Origin of the sequence: Acinetobacter sp. YH12136 (genome assembly GCF_013418545.1) — a bacterium.
GTDB lineage: Bacteria > Pseudomonadota > Gammaproteobacteria > Pseudomonadales > Moraxellaceae > Acinetobacter > Acinetobacter towneri.
In genome coordinates, this window is the sequence record NZ_VPBV01000016.1 from 53,119 (window position 1) to 76,596 (window position 23,478).

Sequence of the window (23,478 nt, forward strand, 5' to 3'; positions counted from 1 at the left end):
TAAAAAATAGCGAATAGTAAATATGACCAAAGACGAAATTATTGAATTTTTAAAAGTTGAGTTTCCGCAAAGTTTGGAAAAATGTGAAATTGTGTCCATCACCCCACGTGGGGCATTGGTAAATTATCACATCGATGAACGTGATTTACGTCCAGGCGGCACAGTATCGGGGCCGACCATGATGACCGTTGCAGACTATGCACTTTATATCGCCATTTTAGGCGAATTAGGTTTGGTGGCTTTGGCGGTGACCAGTAATTTAAACATCAACTTTTTACGCAAGCCCGCAGCAGGCCGTAATTTACGTGGTGAATGTCGCTTAATGAAAGTAGGGAAAAACCTCGTGGTCGGTGAGGTTTGGGTATATTCCGAAGGTGTAGATGATGCCGTGGCGCATGTCACAGGGACGTATTCGATTCCACAGATTGGCTGAGAATAAAGTCAGCTTTATCTTAATTTTAGTTACTTATATTTACCATGTGGTTACATATGTACACATACTACATGAAAATCAGGGTTTGATTGGTTAAAAAATAATCACAAATATTTCATTTTATGTTTTTCATATAGATCAAATCTGCTTTTGTCTAAGCTAGCAACCCGTAAGTAATAAAACAAGGGAGCTAAATGCTTAAATTTAAGAACAATATTGTTCATGGAGCAATCTTTGATATGGATGGAACAATGTTTGATACTGAACGATTACGGTTTCAAACATTGAAGCAGGCATCTCAGGAGCTCATTGGCGTTGAATTTTCAGACGTATACCTCATGCAATGTTTGGGTTTGAGTGCAAAGAGCGCTGAACAACTGGCTCAAGCAGAATATGGTGCAGACATTCCTTACCGTGAGATCCGTCAGCGTGCTGATGAACTAGAACTAGAAAGTGTGCGCAATTTTGGTGTGCCCATTAAAAAAGGTTTGTTGCAGGTATTAGAGCGGTTACGAAAGTCTGGCTTGAGAATGGCGGTTGCTACGTCTAGTCGTCGTGCCATTGCCGAAGAATATTTGATTAATGCCAATGTCTATAAGTTTTTTGATGTATTAGTTTGTGGCGATGAGGTGCAACAGGGCAAGCCACATCCTGAAATTTTTATAACAGCCGCACAAAAAATTAATCTAGAACCCAGCGAATGTTTCATGCTGGAAGATTCTGAAAATGGAATCAAATCTGCACATGCAGCGGGTGGCATAACCATACTATTTCGGGATATCAAAAAACCTAATGCTAATATGTTGTCACTCACGCAGCATTATTACGCAAGTATGCAAGCTTATTTAGATGACTTAAATCAAGTTATTCCTGTATTGGAAATGCCGAGTTTACAAGAGACCTTCCCGCAAACTTTAAATCAGTTGAGTGTGGGGATTCATGGTTTTGGTGCAATAGGTGGGGGCTATTTGGCCCAAATTTTATCGCACTGGGATGGCTATACCCGTCCTAAACGTATTTATGCTTCTACACGGAATACCTTATATCGTTCTGCAGTAAACGCCTTTGGAACGTATTCAATTCGTTATGGACAATGTTCTTATGATGAACGAATTGAAAATATGCACATCATTGATGCGGAGAACTTGCAGCAGATGCAGCAAATGTATGTGGAGTCGAGCCTAATTGCATTATGTTTGCCTGAACATGCCTTACAGCAAGAGGCTAAAGTAATTGCGCAGGGCTTATATGCCCGTTTTATAGCGCAAGTTGAACTCCATCAGCCTTTAACTATTTTGGTAATTTTAAATAAAGTTGGGGCAAAACAGCTCTTGATGACGCATATTCATCAGGCGTTAGAGACGTTGTTGGATCCCGATACGGCAGCCAAAATTATGGCGCAGCATTATTTTTGCGATACTGTCGTAAATAGAATGGTCTCTAAATTAAGCGATCAAAACTTATATCGCCAATTACGCATCAAGTATAATATTTTTAAGCAATTTCAGTTGGATGACGAAGCAGAGCCAATTGAAATTGAAGACAATACTCGATTGCAGCCTGAGCAAGAGCGTCAAGCCACCTTATATGTAGAAGATTTAAGACGCAATTTTCAGCCCAGTCACATTTTGCAAAGTATGGATTTAATTTTATTTCATGCTGAAAGTGACATGCCTATTTATGTGGAAAATGCTAGTCCATTATTGCAACACATGCGTCAAATGATTTTGGTAGATGATATTGCCGAAATCCAACTCATTAAAAATCGTTTATGGAATGGTGTACATGCCATGATGGCTTGGTTATCCAGTTTAATAGGGCATAACAGTATTGGTGTCGCAATGGCAGACCCATTGGTTGCAGATTTTACCCGCGCTGTTTCGGCACAAGTAGCGTTGGGATTAGCTGCACAGTTGCCGCATCGTCAGCAAAACTTAAAGCATCTGGCACAGAGCTTTCTGGACTCATGTGAACATGCCTATAAAGACCCGTGTCAGCGTGTGGCACGTGACCCTTTGCGTAAACTCTCAGCCAATGAACGGGTGATGGGTGCTTTGATTTATCATCTGCAGCATGATTTAGCTGCAAATTATGTGCAGAAAGGAGTGGTGTTGGGCTATCTGTATGCGATTAAAATGCAGCAGTTGGGGGCTCAAGCAGCATTACAGCATTTGTCAAAACAATTGCAAAATGCGCCTATAGACGAACAGACACGGCAGCAATTGCAGTACATAATTAGCCACCAATTACAGCAACTATTGGCTGGTCAAGTTCGCTTAGAAGCATTTATTCAAGATGGTACTCAAGTTGCAGCCGTAATCTAAAACTCAACTTGATGAATTCTTGGGGGGAGGTTTAGTAAGTTAACGTCATCATATTCAAAATGATAAAATATCGAATCGTGTTATGGAACACGATTCGGTGCTTTCTTGCATTAGAATTCAAATGCACTTTATTCACAGATACTTTTATGCAAATGCTGTTGTGTAACAAGCAATCAGATCACTCATTCACCAATGGAGTTTCCACTTGGAAATTTGGTGGGATAAGCACAGTTTTACGCAATTCAGGCGCAAGTTCAGGATAATCTAGCGTGAAGTGTAAACCGCGTGATTCCTTACGTTGCATGGCACAGCGCACAATCATTTCAGAAACCAGAACCAAATTACGCAGCTCAATCAAGTTTTTACTGACTTGATAGTCCTGATAATACTCGGTGATTTCACGTTTTAGCATTTCAATACGGTGTAAGGCACGCTCTAAACGCTTAGTGGTGCGTACAATGCCGACATAGTTCCACATGGTTGCGCGTAGCTCATCCCAGTTTTGTAAAATCACCACATCTTCGTCAGGGTTAGTGACTTGAGAATCATCCCAAGCAGGGACGTCAGGCGAGCTATAATCTGCGGTGTAATGAGCTTCAATATGTTTGGCGGCCGCCATTCCATAGACAAAACATTCTAAAAGAGAGTTACTTGCCATACGGTTAGCGCCATGCAAACCTGTATAAGAAGTTTCACCAATCGCATATAAACCTGCAATATCGGTTTGGCTATGTTCATCCACCATCACACCACCACAAGTGTAGTGGGCAGCAGGTACAACAGGAATCATATCAGTGGTGATATCAATACCTAATTCCAGTAAACGTGTATACAGCGTTGGGAAGTGTTCCTTTACAAATTCTGCAGGTTTATGGGTGATGTCTAACCACACATGACGAATACCTAAGCGTTTGATTTCATAGTCAATTGCGCGTGCGACAATGTCACGTGGCGCCAATTCTGCACGCTCATCAAAACGCAGCATAAAACGCTCACCATCGGGTAAACGCAAATATGCACCTTCACCACGCATGGCTTCAGTAATTAAAAACGAACGTGCTTGGGGATGATACAAACAGGTCGGGTGGAATTGATTAAACTCCATATTTGCCACACGGCAACCTGCACGGTATGCCATGGCCATACCATCACCTGTGGCAATGTCTGGGTTAGATGTATACAGATAGGCTTTCATTGCACCACCGCAGGCAAGTGCGGTAAACGGAGCAAGGAAGCTATGCACTTTTTGTGTTTTTTCATCTAGTGCATATAAGCCTAAAGTGCGATTGCTTTCATTTAAACCTAATTTTTGCGAGGTAATTAGGTCAATCGCAATAAAATTTTCAAAAATGGTGATGTTTTGCTGTTCTTGGACACGTTGTACTAAAGTGGTCGAAATTGCGCGTCCTGTTGCATCGGCTGCATGAATAATACGTCGCTGTGAGTGACCGCCTTCACGGGTTAAGTGCAACTGTTCTTGTTCATCTAAAGTAAATTGAACACCTTGTCTCAGCAGAAAATCTACCGAAGGTTTGCCGCCTTCTACGGTTTGTTTGACGGCATCCATTTCACATAAATGCGCACCTGCAATTATAGTGTCATCTATGTGTTGTTCAATTGAATCTGTTTCATCAAGCACTGCCGCGACACCGCCTTGCGCATAGAAGGTGCTGGCTTCAGTGAGGGTAGATTTCGCCAAAACGGCAATATTGAAATGCTGGGGTAATGAGAGCGCTAAACTCAAACCTGCACCACCACTTCCCACAATAATCACATCAAATTGATGTGTTGTGTTTAAATTAGGCATGTCCATCAGCTAATTTGAAAAAAGTTGGATAATGACACCCCTTTTTACAGAAAAAGGCAAGTGCGAAGTGGATTTGAATAATGAAAAAAAAGAATAAGCTGGCAACTTTTATGGAATATCCCACTTTTATTGTGATTCGATTCCACGCTTTTCATTTCATTTATAGCACTTTGATGCGTAATTTTTGATGGGGTAAATACGAGATACTATCTCAGCTATCCTCCACAGTGCCTGCCAAACCGTAATTGAAAAAGATTCAACATTTTATTACCCAAAAGCCTATTATTTTGTGCTAAATAAGGTGAGTTCAAAGTCATAATTATTATTGAGTGAATGCTATTTATGAAAAATCGCAACTTAAAAAAAGGTTTATATGCGGCTGTTTTTACTATGGCAACTGTGCAGACTCAAGCAGCACCACCAGTAGACTTTTCTAATTTGGTTGAGCAGGTTAGTCCTGCGGTGGTGAGTGTCAATGTTGTCAAAAAAATGAGTCAGGAAGAACTCTTACAACAACAAGTTCCAGAAATTTTACGCCGTTTTTTTGGCAATCAAGTGATTATTCCTCAACAGCAAATTCCACAAGAAAAAACAGGTTACGGCAGTGCCTTTTTTATCAGTAAAGATGGATACCTTTTAACCAATCACCACGTTGTTGAAGATGCTTCTAAAGTTACCATTGTACTGAATGACCGCCGTGAACTTGATGCAACTGTCGTGGGTAGTGATGAACGTACCGATGTCGCGTTATTAAAAGTGCAGGGCAGCAGTTATCCAGAACTGCGTACAGGCAATGTCGATCAATTACGTGTAGGTGAGCCTGTACTTGCGATTGGTTCACCATTTGGCTTTGACTATTCTGCATCGGCAGGAATCGTGAGTGCCAAAATGCGTAATATGATGGGTGAAACTTCAGTGCCATTTATTCAGACCGATGTGGCGCTTAACCCAGGTAACTCAGGCGGGCCACTATTTAACCAGCGCGGTGAAGTGGTCGGCGTGAACTCCCGTATTTTTAGTGGTACGGGTGGTTATATGGGCTTGTCATTCTCCATTCCTATTGATGTTGCCATGGATGTTGCCGATCAGTTAAAGCGTAACGGTAAAGTGACTCGTTCTTATTTAGGGGTGAGTTTGCAAGATATTGACCGCAATTTGGCAGAATCTTATAAACTCAGTAAGCCTGAAGGTTCATTAATTACTCAAGTTGCACCAAACTCACCTGCGGCACGTGCAGGTTTGCGCGCGGGCGATGTGATTCTTAAATACAACGGCACACCTATTTCCAGAACGTCTGAATTGTTGAACTATTTAAACCGTTCAGTGCCAAATCAAAGTATTCAGCTTGAAGTATTACGCGATGATAAACGCCGTAATATTACCGCTACGGTGAGCACAGCACCTGACGACACGCCTGCCAAAAACAACCCTGATACCGCAGCCAAAGGCCCTGTTTTAGGGGTGTCGATTCGTGATTTAAGCGTTGCAGAACAACGCCAATTAGATATTAAAGGCGGTGTGCTGATTCAGGAAGTGCGTCGTGGTGGTTCGGCAGCTCAGGCACGTATTATGCCAGGTGATGTGATTGTGCAACTGAATAACACCACCATCCAAAATGCCAACCAATTTGTTGAAACAGTATCTACCTTGAAACAAGGTACAATTGCGCGTGTGGTGATTATCCGTCAAGGGCAACGTGCGATTATTGGCATGCGTATTCAATAAGTTGATGTGGCATAAAATCGTAAATCTATCTAAAATTTAGAATCTTGCTAAACTTTAAATAGCCACTTATTTTAAGGAAGTCGCTCTTGAATTAGGGCGACTTTTTTATGTAACTCGGTATTTTTGTTAGACTAGACCGACATCGCCGTTTTAGTTAAAAGGATGACATGAGCAGCATATTTGATTTAAAAATCACCGTACAGCCAGAACATATTGATATTTTAGGGCATGTCAATAATGTGGTGTATGTGCAGTGGATGCAGGATGTAGCATCGGCACATATCAAAACATTAGGCTTAGGTGTGCAGGAATACTTAAAACTAAAACATGCGATGGTGGCGGTGGAACATCATGTGCAATATCGTAAAGCGGCACTCGAAGGTGAGGAGCTGATTTTGCGTACATGGTTAAGTGATTTGAATGCGTTGTATTCATTCCGCCAATATGCGTTTTATCGCCCTCAAGATAAAAGTCTGCTGTTTATGGGCAATACACAATGGGCTTGTGTGGAAATTGCTACAGGTCGTCCAAAACGCATGTCACCGACATTTACACAGGCCTATCAACCACTTACTGCAGATGTGAATCCGTTGGATTTTAGTGAGTATGATTCATTAAGATGAGTTGAAGCACCAAGTGTAGCGTCATTGAAAGTTGCCGCATGTTATTGCTGTCGATGTTGTTAAAGAGGGTATTCACCTGTTTCAAATAGCATGACGTGGCTTTCAATTCTCAGCTTAATCACGACATAAATCTTTGTATAAAAAGCCTGAAACTCTCGAATAAAAAGAAAAACGCGTGAGGCTGCAAAAGGAAGTCATTATTATGGATACATTGAAAAATCCATCTGCTATAATCCTTCGCAATTTCTATTCGGCTTTTGCTCTGCATGAATTTTAATGTGCAGAGCGTGTTATTTTTCAAGGTAACCCATGGCGCAAGCTAAAAAAACTGTTGATATTAAAAACATCCGTAACTTTTCGATCATTGCCCATATTGACCATGGTAAATCGACTCTAGCAGATCGTTTCATTCAAACCTGTGGTGGTTTACAAGATCGTGAGATGCAAGCTCAGGTGTTGGATTCTATGGAGCTTGAGCGTGAGCGTGGGATTACCATTAAAGCCACCTCGGTGACTTTATACTACAACCATCCAAATGGTCAGGAATACCAATTAAACTTCATTGATACCCCAGGACACGTTGACTTTTCCTATGAAGTATCACGTTCTTTGGCAGCTTGTGAAGGTGCGCTATTGGTAGTCGATGCGGCACAAGGGGTAGAAGCGCAATCAGTTGCAAACTGCTATACCGCAATTGAGCAAGGCTTAGAAGTTTTACCTGTACTGAATAAAATTGATTTACCGCAGGCAGAACCTGAGCGCGTGATTCATGAAATTGAAGAAATTATTGGTATCGAAGCGCAAGATGCACCAACCTGTTCGGCTAAAACTGGTTTAGGCATCGACAATGTATTAGAAACCTTGGTGAATGTCATTCCAGCACCACAAGGTGACCGCGATGCGCCATTGCAAGCCTTAATTATTGACTCATGGTTTGATAACTATTTGGGCGTTGTGTCGTTGGTACGTATCAAGCAAGGTCGTGTGCGTAAAGGCGATAAAATGTTGATGAAATCGACAGGTCAAACGCACATCATTACCTCAGTTGGTATTTTTAATCCAAAACATACCGAAACAGGTATTTTAGAAGCAGGTGAAGTTGGCTTTGTTATTGCGGGTATTAAAGATATTTTCGGTGCGCCAGTCGGCGATACCATCACACTTGCAACGACACCAGAAGTAGAAACCTTACCAGGCTTTAAAAAAGTTAAGCCGCAGGTTTATGCGGGTTTATTCCCAATTGATGCCAGCGACTTTGAACCGTTCCGTGAAGCATTGCACAAACTACAAATTAACGACTCAGCATTGTTCTTTGAACCTGAAAGTTCAGATGCTTTGGGCTTTGGTTTTCGTTGTGGTTTCTTGGGCATGTTGCACATGGAAATCGTACAAGAGCGTTTAGAGCGTGAGTACGATTTAGACCTAATTTCATCGGCACCAACGGTTATTTATGAAGCCGTGATGAAAAATGGCGAAACGGTGTATATCGACAGTCCATCTAAAATGCCTGATGGTTCAACTGTAGAAGATTTACGTGAACCGATTGCGGAATGTCATATTTTAGTGCCGCAAGAATACTTGGGTAACGTCATGACCCTATGTATTGAGCGTCGTGGTGTGCAAAAAGACATGAAATTCTTGGGTAACCAAGTGTCCATTACTTTTGAAATTCCGATGGCAGAAGTCGTGATGGACTTCTTTGATAAATTGAAGTCATGTTCACGTGGTTTTGCATCGTTAGATTATAACTTTGTCCGTTTTGAAAGCTCATCTTTGGTTAAAGTCGATGTACTGATTAACGGTGAAAAAGTCGATGCCTTAGCTATGATTTGCCACCGTCAAGATGCACGTCACCGTGGTATTGCCTTGGTTGAAAAAATGAAAGACTTGATTCCGCGTCAAATGTTTGATGTGGCTATTCAGGCTGCGATTGGTGCGCAAATTATTGCGCGTTCAACCGTGAAAGCGATGCGTAAAAACGTACTTGCGAAGTGTTATGGCGGTGACGTTTCTCGTAAAAAGAAACTACTTGCCAAGCAAAAAGAAGGTAAGAAACGTATGAAGCAAGTGGGAAGTGTTGAAATCCCGCAAGAAGCTTTCTTAGCTGTACTTAAAGTCGAACGCTAAAATTATAAGGATAATAAACCCATGGATTTTGATTTTAATTTGATTCTCGTTCCTGCCACATTATTTTTTATTGCGGTGTGGCTGCTCGATAAATTTGTATTTAAGCAAAGAGCAACGAAAGGGCGAGGCAATGAAAACTTCATTATCACATGGGCTTATGATTTTTGGCCTGTTTTGGCAGTGGTGATGGTACTGCGTTCATTCCTGTATGAACCATTTAATATTCCGTCAGATTCTATGGTGCCAACCTTAGAAACGGGCGATTTTATTTTGGTGAACAAGTTTGAATATGGCGTGCGTTTGCCAATTATTAACAGCAAAATTATAGATGTGGGTTCGCCTGAGCGTGGCGAAGTTGCGGTGTTCCGTTATCCACCACAACCAAGCATTAGTTATATTAAGCGTATTGTCGGTTTACCAGGCGATCATATTGTTTATGATCATGGTCAGCTGAGCATTAATGGCGAGAAAGTAACGAAAACCCCAATCCAGTTTAGCCGTGAAAAAGACAGTCTAGATACACCTACTTCAATTTACCATCAGGAAACTTTAGGGGCGCATACATTTACCATGCGCGAACTTGAAGGTGTAAACGTGGCGCGTCAGGCACCATTCTTGAACTATGTAGACAATGGTAAATATTCAGCAGAAAATGGTTTATATTGGGAAGTCAAAGTACCTGAAGGTCATTACTTCGCGATGGGGGATAACCGCGATCAAAGTGCTGACAGTCGTTTTTGGGGCTTTGTACCAGAGGAAAACCTAACAGGCCGTGCATTCTATGTCTGGATGCATAAAGAACCTGGGTTTAATTTGCCGTCATTTAGTCGTAACGGCAAAATTGATTAATAAAGCAGATTAGGAAAATAAAAAATGCGTCATCAACAGGGGGCATCCTATATTGCAATTTTAATTGCAATTATTGGTTTTGCATTTATGGCAAAAGTAGCAGTTGCAGTTTGGGCACCATATTTCGATGATCGAATGTTGGACAATCAAATTGAAGAACAATTGTTGAATGGGCCAAAAAATCTATCACCACAACAGTTTATTGGTGAAATGGACAAGCGTTTAAGCATGAACAACATTCGCGATATTAAATTTGCAGATGTGGCTCAAGTGACTAACGTCGATGGCTTAGAAGTGAAAAAAGAATATGAAATAAGAAAACCTTTCTTATTGAATATTGATATTGTAATGAAGTTCGAGAAAAGTTTTGATCAAAGCTCAGTCCAAGCTAAATGAGACCCGTCTAGCCAGCCGAATCGGTTATCAGTTTAAGCAACCTGAATTGCTGAAACTGGCTTTGACTCACCGCTCGGTCAGCCATAAACACAATTACGAACGCCTGGAATTTCTAGGCGATTCATTATTGGGCATGATTATCGCCAATTATTTATATGAGGCCTATCCTCACGAAAATGAAGGGCGTTTAACCCGTATGCGGGCAACCTTGGTACGCCAAGAAGCCTTGGGTAAAATCGCCAATGATTTAAAACTGAGTCAGAATTTAATTCTCAGTACTGGTGAATTGAAATCTGGCGGTCATCATCGTGAGTCTATACTGGCAGATACCGTAGAGGCGATTATTGGCGCTATTTATGTCGATAGTAGCGATTTAAATTTGCTGCAATCTATTGTGCTAAAATGGTATAGCCCGTATTTAGATCATATTGAGCCAACCGATCAACTCAAAGATCCAAAATCCCGCTTACAAGAGTATTTACAAGCACGTAAAAAACCTCTCCCGGTTTACGAGGTTGTAGATATTCAGGGTGATGCACCGAATCAGCATTTTATTGTGGAATGCCGAGTCGATAGTTTACCTGTAATGAAGGGTGAAGGTTCAAGCCGTCGCTTTGCCGAGCAGGCAGTAGCGGCAGATATTTTAAAATTCTTGGAGCAAAAGTCTGAATGACCATCCATTCCGATCACGTAGATGCTGATCACGAGTCGAATAACGACGCCAATGACTTAATCAACCAGTTCTTTAGCGGTCAGGGAACTGAAATTCCATCTGATTTCCGCAGTGGTTTTGTTGCAATTGTTGGTCGCCCGAATGTGGGTAAATCTACCCTCATGAATCACTTATTGGGGCAAAAACTTTCAATTACTTCACGTAAGCCACAAACCACTCGCCATAAAATTGTGGGTATTGATACCCGTGAAAAATCTCAAGCTGTGTTTGTAGACACACCAGGGATGCACAAAAAAGAAGTACGTGCCATCAACAAAATGATGAACCGTGCTGCATCTTCTGCTTTGCGCGATGTAAATTTAGTTCTGTTTGTGGTGGATGCACAAAAGTGGACCCAAAATGATGAACTGGTTTTGGAAAAGCTGAAAAATGCAGAAATGCCAGTGATTCTAGTCATCAACAAACTTGATACTTTTGAAAATAAAAATCAGGCATTGCCGATTATTCAGGAACGTGCCAAGTTAATGAACTTTGCCGAAATTGTACCTGTATCGGCACTGCGTGGTGCGAACCTAGATCATTTGCGTGACACGATTGAGCGCTATTTGCCATTCCAACCACCACTGTATTCGTTGGATCAAATCACAGACCGTTCTGAGCGCTTCTTGGCGTCTGAAATTATTCGTGAAAAAATCATGCGTCAATTGGGTGAAGAGCTGCCTTACGATTTAACTGTACAAATCGAATCATTTAAAACAGAAGATGCTGTTTTGAATGAAAAAACAGGTCGTATGAAAGCACCATGTACTTATATTGATGCCACTATTTTTGTAGATCGCCCGGGTCAAAAAGCCATTGTGATTGGTGAAAAAGGTGCGAAACTGAAAAAAATTGGTATGGATGCACGGGTCGACATGGAAAAAATGTTCGAGCAAAAAATCATGCTGACGCTTTGGGTGAAAGTCAAAGGCGGCTGGTCTGACGATGAACGTGCATTAAAAAGCTTAGGATATAGCGATATCTAAGTTTGAATAAAAGGGAACTGTGATGATGAAAGTGTTGGCAATTGTGGCATGTATGTTTGTCTTGCAAGGTTGTATTCATAAAGTTGTGACAGTTCCCGTTAAAGTTGCCTATAAAACTACGAAGGGTGTGGTCAAAGGCTCTGCTGCTGTTGTCGGTGCTGTCATCCCAGATGGTGATGACGAAGAAGAATCTCAGCCAGAAAAAGCCAAAGAACAGGATTAATTGACGCAATTATGCGCAATGAAATCTTGCATGGTTATCTCATCCATCATCGTAAATACCGTGAACGAAGCCATATTGTGCATTTGTTTACTCGTGAACATGGGCGGGTTGATGGTATTTTAAGACAAATGCCACCACCGCAATATCAACCGATTCGTATTCAGGCATCGGGAAAATCAGAGCTTAAAAACTTCACTAAACTGGAAATTGTCAATCAGCCTGTTTTTTTCTTTGGTGATGCATTTTTTTCAGGTTTTTATTTAAATGAAATTGTGTTGCGACTCTGTTCGGTTGAAGTCGAAATGCCTGAAACTTTTGTGCAATATCATCAGACTTTAGCGTATTTGCAGCACTTATCTAGCCAAGAAAATCCAAATCAATTTTTAAGACAGATTTTGCGTCAGTTTGAACATGCTTTATTGGAAGAATTAGGTTATGCCATCGATTTCTCGGTCGATGCCAATCAGGAAGCAATTCAACCTAATCTGCATTATCATTTTCAGCTAAATGATGGTTTTATTCCCAACGCTCAAGCTTCACGGTCAAACTTACTCGGTGCGCAGATTCTGAGTATGTGTGACTATGAAAAGGGTAGGGATTTTAACCCAGAGCAGTTACAATTTCTGTCTAGACTGTATCGGCAAATGATTAGTTCACTGTTGGGTGATCGACCTTTAAAAAGTCGCCAATTGTGGATTCAGAATTCTCAAACTCAAGCGTAATGTAGGAATCTATTATGGCTTTACTCGGTGTCAATATTGACCATGTGGCAACTTTAAGACAAGCGCGTGGCACGAACTACCCAGACCCTGTAGAGGCCGCGTTGATTTGTGAACAAGCGGGTGCAGAGGGGATTACTTTGCATTTGCGTGAAGACCGTCGTCATATTCAGGATGATGATGTACGTCGTATGCGTCCATTGCTGAAAACCCGTATGAATTTGGAAATGGCCGTGACTGAAGAAATGATTGCTTTTGCCAAAGAAATTCGTCCTCAGCATGTGTGTTTGGTGCCAGAACGTCGTGAAGAAGTGACCACAGAAGGCGGTCTAGATGTTGTGGGGAGTTTTGAAGCTGTCAAGGCTGCGACGCAAGAATTAACCGCAATGGGCTGTGACGTTTCATTGTTTATTGATGCTGATATTGCGCAAATTGATGCGGCAGTGGCATGTGGTGCACCAACGATTGAAATTCATACAGGTGCCTATGCCAATGCAGCAAGTGAAGCCGCACAACAGGCTGAGCTAACCCGCATTTTGCAAGGTGTTGAATATGCAGCCAGTCGTGGTTTGGTGATTAATGCAGGACATGGATTGAATTTAGAGAATGTAGGCCCAATTGCTGCGATCCCGCACATCCATGAGTTAAATATTGGTCATGCTTTAATTGGTGATGCAGTATTTGTCGGTTTGGAACAAGCCGTAAAACGCATGAAAGCTGCAATTGATGTAGCGCGTTAATTTGAATCTGTATATTTAAGATTGAAAGATAAAATTTGAAAAGTTATGTCTAGCATAAATTATGATGAATTGATGCAGCCTGTAATTGCATTTTTAGGCTGTGAAACACCTAAAGAATGGTTGAATGAAGCATTAAATAATTTAGATATTTTGATGCAAGATCATGCCAACTGTGAGAAAAAAGCAGCAGGCACAGCCATGAACTTGATGTTTCGTTATAGCTTTTTTACCGATTTACAGGTCAAACTTGCACAGTTGGTACGCGAAGAAATGCTGCATTATGAGCAGGTGCTAGAGTTCATGGCAAAGCGCGGGCAAACGTGGCAAGGTTTAAGTGCAGGGCGTTATGCAGGTGGTTTACGTAAAGAAATCCGCACCTATGAACCCGAAGCATTGATTGATGTTTTGGTGATTGGTGCCTTTGTAGAAGCACGTTCATGCGAGCGGTTTTATGCGCTAGCACCACTGGTGGATGAAGAATTAGGTAAGTATTACCGTTATTTGCTTAAATCAGAATCACGGCATTATGAAGATTATTTGGCACTGGCTTTGGATGTAGCAAAAACAGCAAAACTGAAAAACCCTGAAGAAGATATTCAGGGGCGAATTCAGCATATACGTGAAGTGGAAAAGAATCTGATTTTAAGTCCAGATGATTTGTTCCGTTTCCATAGTGGCGTGCCTGTGCAAGCCGCTTAAAACTTGTAGATGATCTAAGATAGAAAACGGAACTTCGGTTCCGTTTTTTTATCAATCAAGTTATTGCTTAGGTATTTTGATTGTGGATTGTTGCCTAAGTCACTTAGAAATGATCAAGGCTAAGATTAGGAATTACATTAAGCTGAATTGCCCAAAACAGTTACATTCATCTTTTTGAACGATTAAGGCATGAATCGCTGCTTGGTTATTTACAGACCACATCATCCATAAATTTTAGGCAATAAAAAACCCAAGACGTTATGCTTGGGCTTTTTAGAATTTGGCTCTCCCACCTGGGCTCGAACCAGGGACCTGCGGATTAACAGTCCGTCGCTCTACCGACTGAGCTATGGGAGAATCTGAATGCGATTATAAGCAGATTTAAGCAAGGGTCAAGCATAAATTGTCATGTTTCTTTCATTTTGACTTTATATGCTTTTTATTTGAACAAAAAACAAAATTTTATTAAAAAATCACCCACAAGACTTGCGTTACACAAAATCGGTTGTTAGTCTGAGTGACAGAACAAAGCGTTTAAGTAGCATCTTAAACAGTGTGGATTTAACCCAACTTGCCAGCACTAAAATGGCTAAATCGGAGTAAGCGAATGAATACGCTCAGCATTTCTGACATTTTTTCTCAATTTTCTTATTATCAAGAACATTATCTTTCTATCTTGTCTACGCCTGAACAATACTACATTGCTGTAGAAGGCGCATATATTCATGTCTGGCCTTTAGCACCTCAAGATTTGTATTTGGGCGATTTATTGCAATTGTGGTTTAGTGAAAAATGGCTCATTCAATCATCCTGCCAATTGCTTTCAGACCATCCAGACAACGGCACCAAAAAACTATTACAGCGTGATCATGATTTATATTTGTACCAACTGGCGGGTAGTGCGCTTTCGGGGAGCAACCGTTCACGCGTGTGGTCTGTGTCTGAACAAAAACAATTGCGTGTAGAATTAGACTCTGCTTTTCGCTATTTATGTGAATATAAAGCGACAACTCAACCTGTAGTGTCTAAATCAGAGTTGATCGCAGCATTGAAAAACAGTATCTAATCTAAATAGTATTTAATCTAAGATGATTTATCATTTCAGCCAAATAGATTTGTATTGAATTGAGCGAAATGACTTGCACTAAAATAGTGTTCTAAACTGCGATAAAGATTTGCGAACAGCTTGAAAAGGATATTCAGCCGTGTGGATTAAAATATGCATTGCCATGCTCGCATTTGCTGCAAATTCCTTGCTGTGTCGTTTGGCATTGGCTGAACAGCAAATTGACCCTATGAGTTTTAGTTTGCTCAGGGTTGGCAGTGGAGCAGTGTGCTTAGGACTGTTCTATGCTGTTTTGCAGGTTCAACAACCAATTCAATTCCAATGGAAATCTGCATTAAGCCTTGCTGTATATCTACTCGGTTTTTCGTTAGCATATTTGCATATAGACGCAGGCATAGGCGCATTGATTCTATTTGGCGCAGTGCAAATCACCATGATCAGTTATGCGATTTTGCATGGTGAGCGCATGACTTTGCCGCGCTGGGTCGGGTTGGGTTGTGCTATATTGGGGATGGGTTTGTTGCTATTGCCTGAAGCCAGTACGCCAACGTTCAAATATGCATTGATGATGTTACTGGCAGGTATTGCATGGGGTTTTTACAGTATTGCTGCAAAGACGATGCAGCATGCTTTAACCAATACTCTATCTAATTTCATTCTGGCGACACCACTTGTTGCTGTATTTTTTCTTTGGCATTTACCTGAAAGTTTTATCACTTGGCAGGGTGTGGTTTTGGCAGTGTTGTCGGGTGCATTGGCTTCGGCTGGCGCGTATGTGTTGTGGTACAGCATTGTGAAAAAAATTGATCACATTACCGCAAGTACTGTGCAACTTTCTGTACCGTGTTTGGCGATTTTAGGCGGTGTGATTTTTTTAGGTGAACAACTCACCCTGTTGATGGTCGTGGCAACCTTGATCGTGTTGTGTGGTATTTTGATGGTGATTTTAACCAAACCTCGTGTATAAAACCGTTTAGATTGCTGTTGTTTTGATTTTTTTTGTATTGGAATTTTTATATCAATCAAGAAATGATCTTGAGGCTTTTTAAAAGCGTTATTTGTGATCTCTCTCCTCAGAAATGAGGAAAAATGATGAGTGAAAAAACGTAATTAAAACAAAAACCCACGATTCAATCGTGGGTTTTGTTCATCTAAACAGGTTTAGATTATTTTGCAGCTTTTTCAGCTTCGATTGAAGCAATCGCTTCATCTACACCTTCAATTGATTCAGCAGCTTTTTTGATACGTGCAAGCGCATCTACAAGTACTTCGTCTGCAGTTGCATAAGAAATACGCATGAAACCACCTAAACCGAACGCATCACCGGGAACAACGGCAACACCAGTTTCTTCCAATAACCAAGCAGAGAATTCTGTGCAAGATTTTAAGCCTTTCGCACGAATCAATGGTTTGATGTTTGCATACGCATAGAATGCGCCATCTGCAGGTAAGCAAGAAATACCTTTGATGTCATTCAAACCATTTACAACTAAGTCGTGACGGCGTTTGAATGCTTCAACCATTGGCTCAAGTACGTCTTGTGGGCCGTTCAATGCAGCTTCTGCAGCAACTTGCGAAATAGAAGTTGGGTTAGAAGTCGATTGAGATTGAATTTTCTTCATCGCACCAATTAGTTTAGCAGGGCCCGCTGCATAGCCAATACGCCAGCCAGTCATTGCATAAGCTTTAGACACACCGTTTAATACGATTGTGCGGTCATAAAGGTCTGATGCAACTGTTGCGATGTTATAGAACTCATCATCCCAACGGATTGGTTCATACATATCGTCAGATGCAATGAATACTTCAGGGTATTTACGTAGTACAGCAGCCAAAGCTTCTAATTCAGCTTTGGTGTAGATCATACCTGTAGGGTTAGATGGGCTGTTTAACACCACTAAACGTGTTTTGTCAGTGATCGCAGCTTCTAATTGTTCAGGCGTGATTTTGAAACGTTGTTCTTCACCACATTCCACAATGACTGGCACGCCTTCAGCAATAATCACCATATCTGGATAGCTTACCCAGAACGGTGCAGGGATAATCACTTCATCACCCTTGTTTAACAAAGCCAACGCCAAGTTAAAGAATGATTGCTTACCACCACAAGACACCAAAATTTGGTTCGCTTGGTAGTCAAGATTATTGTCACGTTTTAATTTTGCGATAATGGCTTTTTTAAGACCAGGCGTACCGTCAACAGCAGTATATTTTGTAAAACCGTTATTAATTGCTGCAATAGCTGCATCTTTGATGTGTTGTGGTGTATCGAAATCCGGTTCACCTGCACCCAAACCAATAACGTTATGACCCGCAGCTTTAAGTTCAGCGGCTTTATTGGTTACTGCAAGTGTTGGGGACGGTTTGATGGCATTGACACGATCAGAGAGACGTACGTCCACGGCATATTCCTTCTTATAGGGATAAAAAAATAAAAAGCATATTATCTTAGCCTAAATTCGATGTCTGCGTCGTTTAAAATTGCATCAAATTAATAAAAAATCACCAAATTAGACCAATTTCCTATGAAATCGTGATTAAAACTGCTGTGAGGTGGAAGTTTCTCGCATCGGGCGGCAAAAAACTTTAAAATAGTCCAAATTTTATAAGAGTGATGGTCATGAGTAAGCAGCAGCCTACTTCAAAAAAACCATTGGTGAATCTCCCATTCCCAATGCCAAACACAGCGCAGGATAATGATCAGGCGGTACATAATTCGGTGCGTCCTAAACCTGAGCAATATGCGGATAAGACTTGGCCACCGCCACGTGGTACTCGTCGTTCGATGGGTAAGCGCTAAAAAAAATGCCACAATTACGTGGCATTTTTTATTGATGGGGATTTAAAAGTATTGAAATTAACGAACATGCTTACGCGCTTTGTTGGCAGGTTTTGGCGGCGAGATTTCACGTACGCCATGCCATACATCGCTAAAATCTTGCTCGTTGATATTATACAATTCCAATAAAGCCAAAATCGCTGCACCAAATAGCATTGGGCCTTCTGAATTATTTTGGAACTCGAATACCTTACCATTTAAGTTGTGCAAAATATCCTGAATTTCAAAGACCCGATCACGCCCATTGCTGTCAGTTGGGTACATTTGTGTATTCAATATGATTTTAGCCAAGGCTTTTTCATTATCGCTCAATGCCAAGACTTCAATTAATTCATCGGTGGCAGGGGTAAAAATCACAGAATCACGGTAAATGGTGTGTAGTAATTTTTGCGTTAGTTTAGGCAATGCTTTTTCGACAAAAGGACGAAACGACGCAGGAAAAATCACATTATGGGCAATGCCTTTAAACATAGGGGCAATTTCTTCAACCGTATAACCTGCAATACCACAACCAATTGAAGTTAAAAAATACTTCATTTTAGGATGGTTTTTGGCATAGATTTTAAAGTCATCCACATAGTGCTGAATTTGCGATAGTGGCATTTGTTGTAAATGTTCATTCATGGTTGGAATGGCAAAACTTTGTCCTGCCCAACCGCGCCCGACGCCTTCAACGGCACCAAAAAATTCTTTGGCTGTTCGTGCTGCACCACCTGCATGTTGTCCTGCCATGTTACTGCCAAATACGAAAACAGTATCTTCAGGGAGGCTTTTGATAATTGATTCGTCGTGATATTGGTAAGTCATGAATGTGTGCTTTTATGGTTGTCGTCCTGAAATTTCATGTTGCCTTTGAATAGCCAGTGGGTCAAGTCTTAAAGCAGTTTCCCCGTGCTCAATTTAGTCGTAGCACATCTTCGTTCTAACAGCGTCCAATACAGAATTAAAACCGAGCAATGGCTTTGTAGCTACGCAACATCGCCACAACATATTCGGATGTCCTGAGTGTAGGCAAATCTGCTAAAATATTAGGTCGCATCAAACCTGAGAGCTGCATTTGTGAGTGATAAGCAACCTTTCGATTTAGTCACCAACTATCAACCTGCGGGTGACCAACCACAAGCCATTGAAAAATTGGTTCAAGGGATAGAACAGGGCTATCATGATCAGCTATTACTTGGGGTTACAGGCTCAGGTAAGACTTATACCATGGCCAATGTGATTGCCAGAACACAGCGTCCGACCATTGTCATGGCACATAACAAAACGCTGGCAGCGCAGTTGTATGGTGAGTTTAAAGCGTTCTTTCCGAACAACGCAGTCGAATATTTTGTCAGTTATTATGACTATTATCAGCCTGAAGCCTATGTACCATCTTCCGATACTTTTATTGAAAAAGATGCGGCTATTAATGATCATATTGACCAAATGCGACTCTCGGCCACACGTGCTTTGCTAGAGCGTCGTGATGCCATTATTGTCGCATCGGTATCTGCAATTTACGGTTTGGGTGACCCCAATGCTTATATGAGCATGTTGCTGCATGTGGTGCAAGGTGATCGGGTGAATCGTGATGATTTGATCCGTCGTTTGGTGGAAATGCAATATAGCCGTAATGAGCTAGAGTTTTTGCGCGGTACTTACCGTATTCGTGGTGAAATTTTAGATATTTTCCCTGCTGAATCTGATCAGCATGCTATTCGCATAGAATTATTTGATGATGAAGTCGATTCGATTCGTTGGTTTGATCCATTAACAGGCAAATTGGTGCGTAAAGTGCCGCGCGTGACTATTTATCCTAAAAGTCACTATGTTACGCCTAAGGATAATTTGGAACGTGCGATTGGTACCATTAAAGAAGAACTAAAAGAGCGTTTGGTGTTTTTTCGCGAACATGACAAATTGCTAGAAGCGCAGCGCATAGAACAACGTACCCGCTATGATTTAGAAATGATGCAGCAATTGGGCTATACCAACGGCATCGAAAACTATTCACGACATTTGTCTGGACGACCTGCAGGCGAAGCACCGCCCACTTTGTTTGATTATGTACCTGATGATGCCTTGCTGATTATTGATGAATCGCACGTGACCGTTCCGCAAATTGGCGCGATGTATAAAGGTGACCGATCACGTAAAGAAAACTTGGTGAATTATGGTTTCCGTTTACCTAGTGCGTTAGACAACCGTCCAATGAAATTTGAAGAATGGGAGCGCATCGTCCCATCCACAATTTATGTGAGCGCTACACCTGCACAATATGAGTTGGAAAAATCGCAACAAATTGTAGAGCAAGTGGTGCGTCCAACAGGATTGATTGACCCAGAAATTGAAATTCGTCCTGTGTTAACGCAGGTGGATGATGTGCTGTCTGAAATCAATTTGCGTAAAGAATTGAATGAGCGGGTGTTGGTCACCACTTTAACCAAACGCATGGCTGAAGATTTGACCTCGTATTTAAAAGAATACGGCATTCAAGTGGCTTATTTACACTCTGATATTGATACCGTAGAACGCGTCAAAATTATTCACGAATTACGTACAGGCGTGCATGATGTCTTGGTTGGCATTAACCTGTTACGAGAAGGTTTAGACATGCCTGAAGTGTCTTTAGTGGCAATTTTAGATGCCGACAAAGAAGGCTTTTTACGTTCAGAACGTTCGTTGATTCAAACCATTGGACGTGCAGCACGTAACTTGAAAGGTAAAGCAATTTTATATGCAGATCGCATTACCGATTCAATGCAAAAGGCGATAGATGAAACAGAGCGTCGTCGTGCCAAACAAATTGAATTTAATGAATTGCACGGCATTACTCCACGTAGTGCAGTGCGTCAGGTGATTAAAGAAATCGACACAGGTGAAGTGCTGAACGATGAGCAAATTGATGAAAAAATCAATGCACAAAGCCGTGCTTTAAGTGACGATGAACAGCACATTTTGGCTGATCCTAAATTGTATGCCAAACATATTGCCAAACTTGAAAAAGAGATGTTGAAAGCATCTAAAGAACTGCAATTTGAACAAGCGGCTCGTTTACGTGATGAAATTTTGCGTTTAAAAGCGCAAATGTTGCAATCTGGCTAAATTGGGGCGAATTGCACTGTCAGTGTAAGTGCGAGTTTGCATACTAAACTTGCTATGTAAAATTTGAGTTGCAAAAATTACATATCCATACAGTAAATTGAAATGCTTGCGGTTATTTTTGAAGAAGATAAACAAAATTGACTGAACTTTAGAGTTTAGAGGTTGGGACAATGGCTAAAAAACTTCCGTTTGCAGGTGCGCGACTTGCCAAAATTGCCCTTGGTGGTGTGGTGCTGATTGGTTTGGGTGCTGCGACTATGGCATATTCCAAAACCAATGAACCGATGAAAACGGTAGAAAAAGTCGAATTAGATAAATATTTAGGCGTTTGGTATGAGGTTGCAAGAAAGCCTTTATATTTCCAAAACAAATGCGGTTCAAATGTAACAGCAGCATATACATTGAATGAAAATGGCAATGTGCAGGTGGATAACCGTTGTATTGCAAAAGATGGCAAACAAATGCGTGCTTTGGGCGAAGCTTTTGTACAAAATGCGCCTTTTAACAGCAAACTCAAAGTTAGCTTTTTACCTGAAGTCATTCGTTGGTTGCCTGTAGGGCGTGGTGATTATTGGGTGTTAAAGCTAGATGATGACTATCAAACTGCCTTGGTGGGTGAACCACGCCGTAAATATTTATGGGTAATTTCACGTACGCCGCATCCTGATCAGGCTGTCGTGACTGAATATCTGAACTATGCCAAATCACTCGGTTATGACTTAAGTGATGTGATTTATACCAGACATACGCAAACTAAAAAGTCAGACTAAGTTGCAGCAGCTCCAGAGCTACTTATAGATATAAGCAGACAAACGTATGCAGACCAATTGACCACGCAAAAGCTGCGTGGTTTTTTATATCCTGTCATTTTAAATTTTGAACATTCGATCAATCTCTAAAACAACGTATATATGAGTATAATGCCGACTGATATAGGGGAGAGTCGGATGTATAAAGGCATTGCACTATCGGTTTTAGCATCGGTCACTTTTGGGGTGCTGTATTTTTATACCCAATTACTCAAACCTTTAGACAGCGAAGAAACTTTTGCGTGGCGTATGTTGGCAACTTTGCCATTCCTAACTTTGTTTATGTGGTGGTCGGGAGATTTAAAACATATTTCCGCGATTTTTCAGCGGCTCAAACAACAACCACAATTCATACTTTGGCTGATTTTTAGTTCTTTTTTATGCACTACGCAATTGTGGTTATTTTTGTGGGGGCCGATTAACGGGCGTGGTTTGCAGGTTTCTTTGGGTTATTTCTTATTGCCTTTGATCATGGTTTTGCTTGGCTGTGTGCTATATAAAGAAAAGTTATCGACTTGGCAGATGGCAGCAGTTGCCTTAGCCGTGCTAGGTGTCAGTCATGAAATCTGGCGCATTGGCACGGTGGCGTGGGAAACCTTATATGTGGCATTTGCCTATCCTTTATATTTCTTTTTACGTCGGGTCTTTCAAACCGATCACTTGGGCGGGTTTTGGTGGGATTTACTGCTAGTTATTCCTGTCGCGGTATATTTAGGCTTTTATTATAGTGACAGTGTAAATGTCATCGCAGCTTTTCCATATTTAATTTGGTCGGTACTTGGATTGGGCTTTTTAAGTGCATTGGGACTTGGCAGTTATATTTTGGCCAGCCGCCATTTGCCTTTTGTGATTTTTGGTTTACTGAGTTATTTAGAACCTGTGCTGTTGGCTTTTGTGTCTATGTTGTTAGGTGAACGAGTTGAAGCAGGGGAATGGCTGACTTATATCCCAATTTGGTTGGCAGTTGCATTATTGGTGGTTGAAGGGTGCTTGCATTTAAGAAAGCAAAAAATGAATCAGCAAGATTTACAGCGGAAAATTCAACAGTCATCTGAATAATAAAAGCCGTCGTTATGGTGAGATATTCAAATTTCCAAGAGGATAATGAGGTTTGGCATCATCCTCCTTTTCGTCTAAAAAATTGAACTTTTGTTGAAAAAACTAAAATCACAAAAATAATTATAACTATTACGCCAATCTCAACTTTTAATTAATTTTTCCAACTGTAAAGGAGGATTACCTAATTGAGAATTTAAAACGACTGAAATTGTATGTGAAAGAATTTTTCGAGTGATACGATGAGATAAATGCCAT

Annotated in this window: 22 protein-coding genes, 1 tRNA gene and 1 pseudogene; 19 read left to right on the plus strand and 5 right to left on the minus strand. The window is 41.1% G+C overall.

All coding sequences use genetic code 11. From position 1 onward, the window contains the following. Positions 1-22 precede the first annotated feature (22 nt). Positions 23-433 carry a PaaI family thioesterase gene (locus tag FTU71_RS08875; protein WP_096901103.1) on the plus strand — a complete coding sequence of 137 codons (411 nt, stop codon included), beginning with the start codon at positions 23-25 and terminating at the stop codon, positions 431-433. Positions 434-627: 194 nt separating this feature from the next. Continuing rightward, entirely contained in the window at positions 628-2,757 is a 2,130-nt protein-coding gene (gene mtlD, locus FTU71_RS08880) for a bifunctional mannitol-1-phosphate dehydrogenase/phosphatase (protein ID WP_179993888.1), read from the plus strand. Between the two features lie 178 nt (positions 2,758-2,935). Here mtlD and nadB read toward each other — a convergent pair whose 3' ends face one another. Beyond that, entirely contained in the window at positions 2,936-4,570 is a 1,635-nt protein-coding gene (gene nadB / locus FTU71_RS08885) for an L-aspartate oxidase (RefSeq protein ID WP_180111846.1), read from the minus strand. A gap of 336 nt (positions 4,571-4,906) precedes the next feature. Between nadB and FTU71_RS08890 the strand changes: the two genes are divergently transcribed. From FTU71_RS08890 to FTU71_RS08940, 11 genes are all read left to right on the plus strand, one after another. After that, positions 4,907-6,289, plus strand: coding sequence for a Do family serine endopeptidase (locus FTU71_RS08890; RefSeq protein ID WP_131261155.1), 1,383 nt, complete (start codon positions 4,907-4,909; stop codon positions 6,287-6,289). Positions 6,290-6,456: 167 nt separating this feature from the next. Continuing rightward, entirely contained in the window at positions 6,457-6,912 is a 456-nt protein-coding gene (locus FTU71_RS08895) for a thioesterase family protein (RefSeq protein ID WP_180111848.1), read from the plus strand. Positions 6,913-7,221: 309 nt separating this feature from the next. Continuing rightward, positions 7,222-9,039 carry a translation elongation factor 4 gene (gene lepA, locus FTU71_RS08900; protein ID WP_004971725.1) on the plus strand — a complete coding sequence of 606 codons (1,818 nt, stop codon included), beginning with the start codon at positions 7,222-7,224 and terminating at the stop codon, positions 9,037-9,039. Positions 9,040-9,060: 21 nt separating this feature from the next. Continuing rightward, positions 9,061-9,888, plus strand: a complete 828-nt coding sequence (gene lepB / locus FTU71_RS08905) for a signal peptidase I (RefSeq protein WP_004971724.1) — start codon at positions 9,061-9,063, stop codon at positions 9,886-9,888. Positions 9,889-9,912: 24 nt separating this feature from the next. Then, positions 9,913-10,284, plus strand: a complete 372-nt coding sequence (locus tag FTU71_RS08910) for a DUF4845 domain-containing protein (protein ID WP_178865619.1) — start codon at positions 9,913-9,915, stop codon at positions 10,282-10,284. After that, a complete protein-coding gene (gene rnc / locus FTU71_RS08915; protein WP_180111850.1) occupies positions 10,256-10,957 on the plus strand; it encodes a ribonuclease III in 702 nt (233 codons plus the stop codon). The genes FTU71_RS08910 and rnc overlap by 29 nt, the downstream gene beginning before the upstream one ends. Beyond that, positions 10,954-11,982, plus strand: coding sequence for a GTPase Era (gene era, locus FTU71_RS08920; RefSeq protein WP_168418160.1), 1,029 nt, complete (start codon positions 10,954-10,956; stop codon positions 11,980-11,982). Before rnc ends, era begins: the two co-directional genes overlap by 4 nt. 22 nt (positions 11,983-12,004) lie before the next feature. Beyond that, positions 12,005-12,205: an NF038104 family lipoprotein gene (locus FTU71_RS08925; RefSeq protein ID WP_180111852.1), complete on the plus strand. Its 201-nt coding sequence runs from the start codon at positions 12,005-12,007 to the stop codon at positions 12,203-12,205. 8 nt (positions 12,206-12,213) lie between these two features. Next, positions 12,214-12,927, plus strand: a complete 714-nt coding sequence (locus tag FTU71_RS08930; protein WP_180111855.1) for a DNA repair protein RecO — start codon at positions 12,214-12,216, stop codon at positions 12,925-12,927. 11 nt (positions 12,928-12,938) lie between these two features. Next, complete coding sequence (gene pdxJ / locus FTU71_RS08935) at positions 12,939-13,664, plus strand: pyridoxine 5'-phosphate synthase (protein ID WP_180111856.1); 726 nt, start codon at positions 12,939-12,941, stop codon at positions 13,662-13,664. A gap of 45 nt (positions 13,665-13,709) precedes the next feature. Continuing rightward, positions 13,710-14,363, plus strand: coding sequence for a tRNA-(ms[2]io[6]A)-hydroxylase (locus FTU71_RS08940; RefSeq protein ID WP_026438186.1), 654 nt, complete (start codon positions 13,710-13,712; stop codon positions 14,361-14,363). Between the two features lie 281 nt (positions 14,364-14,644). On the opposite strand, the gene FTU71_RS08945 is transcribed toward FTU71_RS08940, so the two are convergent. Continuing rightward, positions 14,645-14,720: transfer RNA gene (locus FTU71_RS08945), tRNA-Asn, on the minus strand. Positions 14,721-14,970: 250 nt separating this feature from the next. Here FTU71_RS08945 and FTU71_RS08950 point away from each other — a divergent pair. Further along, a complete protein-coding gene (locus tag FTU71_RS08950) occupies positions 14,971-15,429 on the plus strand; it encodes a hypothetical protein (protein ID WP_179993892.1) in 459 nt (152 codons plus the stop codon). A 139-nt stretch (positions 15,430-15,568) separates the two neighbouring features. Then, entirely contained in the window at positions 15,569-16,396 is an 828-nt protein-coding gene (locus FTU71_RS08955; protein ID WP_179993893.1) for a DMT family transporter, read from the plus strand. Between the two features lie 199 nt (positions 16,397-16,595). On the opposite strand, the gene FTU71_RS08960 is transcribed toward FTU71_RS08955, so the two are convergent. Further along, positions 16,596-17,831, minus strand: a complete 1,236-nt coding sequence (locus FTU71_RS08960; RefSeq protein ID WP_180111853.1) for a pyridoxal phosphate-dependent aminotransferase — start codon at positions 17,829-17,831, stop codon at positions 16,596-16,598. A gap of 218 nt (positions 17,832-18,049) precedes the next feature. Between FTU71_RS08960 and FTU71_RS08965 the strand changes: the two genes are divergently transcribed. Continuing rightward, positions 18,050-18,229, plus strand: a complete 180-nt coding sequence (locus FTU71_RS08965) for a hypothetical protein (protein ID WP_004971707.1) — start codon at positions 18,050-18,052, stop codon at positions 18,227-18,229. 57 nt (positions 18,230-18,286) lie between these two features. Here FTU71_RS08965 and FTU71_RS08970 read toward each other — a convergent pair whose 3' ends face one another. Next, positions 18,287-19,075, minus strand: coding sequence for a hypothetical protein (locus FTU71_RS08970; RefSeq protein ID WP_004971705.1), 789 nt, complete (start codon positions 19,073-19,075; stop codon positions 18,287-18,289). A gap of 252 nt (positions 19,076-19,327) precedes the next feature. Here FTU71_RS08970 and uvrB point away from each other — a divergent pair, with 252 nt between their 5' ends. From uvrB to rarD, 3 genes are all read left to right on the plus strand, one after another. Continuing rightward, entirely contained in the window at positions 19,328-21,355 is a 2,028-nt protein-coding gene (uvrB, locus tag FTU71_RS08975) for an excinuclease ABC subunit UvrB (protein WP_104851763.1), read from the plus strand. 170 nt (positions 21,356-21,525) lie between these two features. Then, on the plus strand, positions 21,526-22,125 hold the full coding sequence (locus FTU71_RS08980) for a lipocalin family protein (protein ID WP_179993894.1): 600 nt from the start codon (positions 21,526-21,528) through the stop codon (positions 22,123-22,125). 177 nt (positions 22,126-22,302) lie between these two features. After that, positions 22,303-23,223: an EamA family transporter RarD gene (rarD, locus tag FTU71_RS08985; RefSeq protein WP_004971698.1), complete on the plus strand. Its 921-nt coding sequence runs from the start codon at positions 22,303-22,305 to the stop codon at positions 23,221-23,223. Positions 23,224-23,363: 140 nt separating this feature from the next. On the opposite strand, the pseudogene FTU71_RS08990 reads toward rarD, so the two are convergent. Next, a pseudogene (locus FTU71_RS08990) lies at positions 23,364-23,478 on the minus strand (IS982 family transposase); the annotation flags it as partial.

Bases quoted from the DNA above. Each gene is read 5' to 3' on its own strand.
- lepB (WP_004971724.1), top strand. From the start codon at position 9,061: ATGGATTTTGATTTTAATTTGATTCTCGTTCCTGCCACATTATTTTTT.
- FTU71_RS08875 (WP_096901103.1), top strand. From the start codon at position 23: ATGACCAAAGACGAAATTATTGAATTTTTAAAAGTTGAGTTTCCGCAA.
- FTU71_RS08910 (WP_178865619.1), top strand. From the start codon at position 9,913: ATGCGTCATCAACAGGGGGCATCCTATATTGCAATTTTAATTGCAATT.
- lepA (WP_004971725.1), top strand. From the start codon at position 7,222: ATGGCGCAAGCTAAAAAAACTGTTGATATTAAAAACATCCGTAACTTT.
- FTU71_RS08970 (WP_004971705.1), bottom strand. From the start codon at position 19,075: ATGACTTACCAATATCACGACGAATCAATTATCAAAAGCCTCCCTGAA.
- FTU71_RS08965 (WP_004971707.1), top strand. From the start codon at position 18,050: ATGAGTAAGCAGCAGCCTACTTCAAAAAAACCATTGGTGAATCTCCCA.
- FTU71_RS08890 (WP_131261155.1), top strand. From the start codon at position 4,907: ATGAAAAATCGCAACTTAAAAAAAGGTTTATATGCGGCTGTTTTTACT.
- era (WP_168418160.1), top strand. From the start codon at position 10,954: ATGACCATCCATTCCGATCACGTAGATGCTGATCACGAGTCGAATAAC.
- FTU71_RS08925 (WP_180111852.1), top strand. From the start codon at position 12,005: ATGATGAAAGTGTTGGCAATTGTGGCATGTATGTTTGTCTTGCAAGGT.
- FTU71_RS08895 (WP_180111848.1), top strand. From the start codon at position 6,457: ATGAGCAGCATATTTGATTTAAAAATCACCGTACAGCCAGAACATATT.
- nadB (WP_180111846.1), bottom strand. From the start codon at position 4,570: ATGGACATGCCTAATTTAAACACAACACATCAATTTGATGTGATTATT.
- mtlD (WP_179993888.1), top strand. From the start codon at position 628: ATGCTTAAATTTAAGAACAATATTGTTCATGGAGCAATCTTTGATATG.
- FTU71_RS08950 (WP_179993892.1), top strand. From the start codon at position 14,971: ATGAATACGCTCAGCATTTCTGACATTTTTTCTCAATTTTCTTATTAT.
- FTU71_RS08940 (WP_026438186.1), top strand. From the start codon at position 13,710: ATGTCTAGCATAAATTATGATGAATTGATGCAGCCTGTAATTGCATTT.
- rarD (WP_004971698.1), top strand. From the start codon at position 22,303: ATGTATAAAGGCATTGCACTATCGGTTTTAGCATCGGTCACTTTTGGG.
- FTU71_RS08980 (WP_179993894.1), top strand. From the start codon at position 21,526: ATGGCTAAAAAACTTCCGTTTGCAGGTGCGCGACTTGCCAAAATTGCC.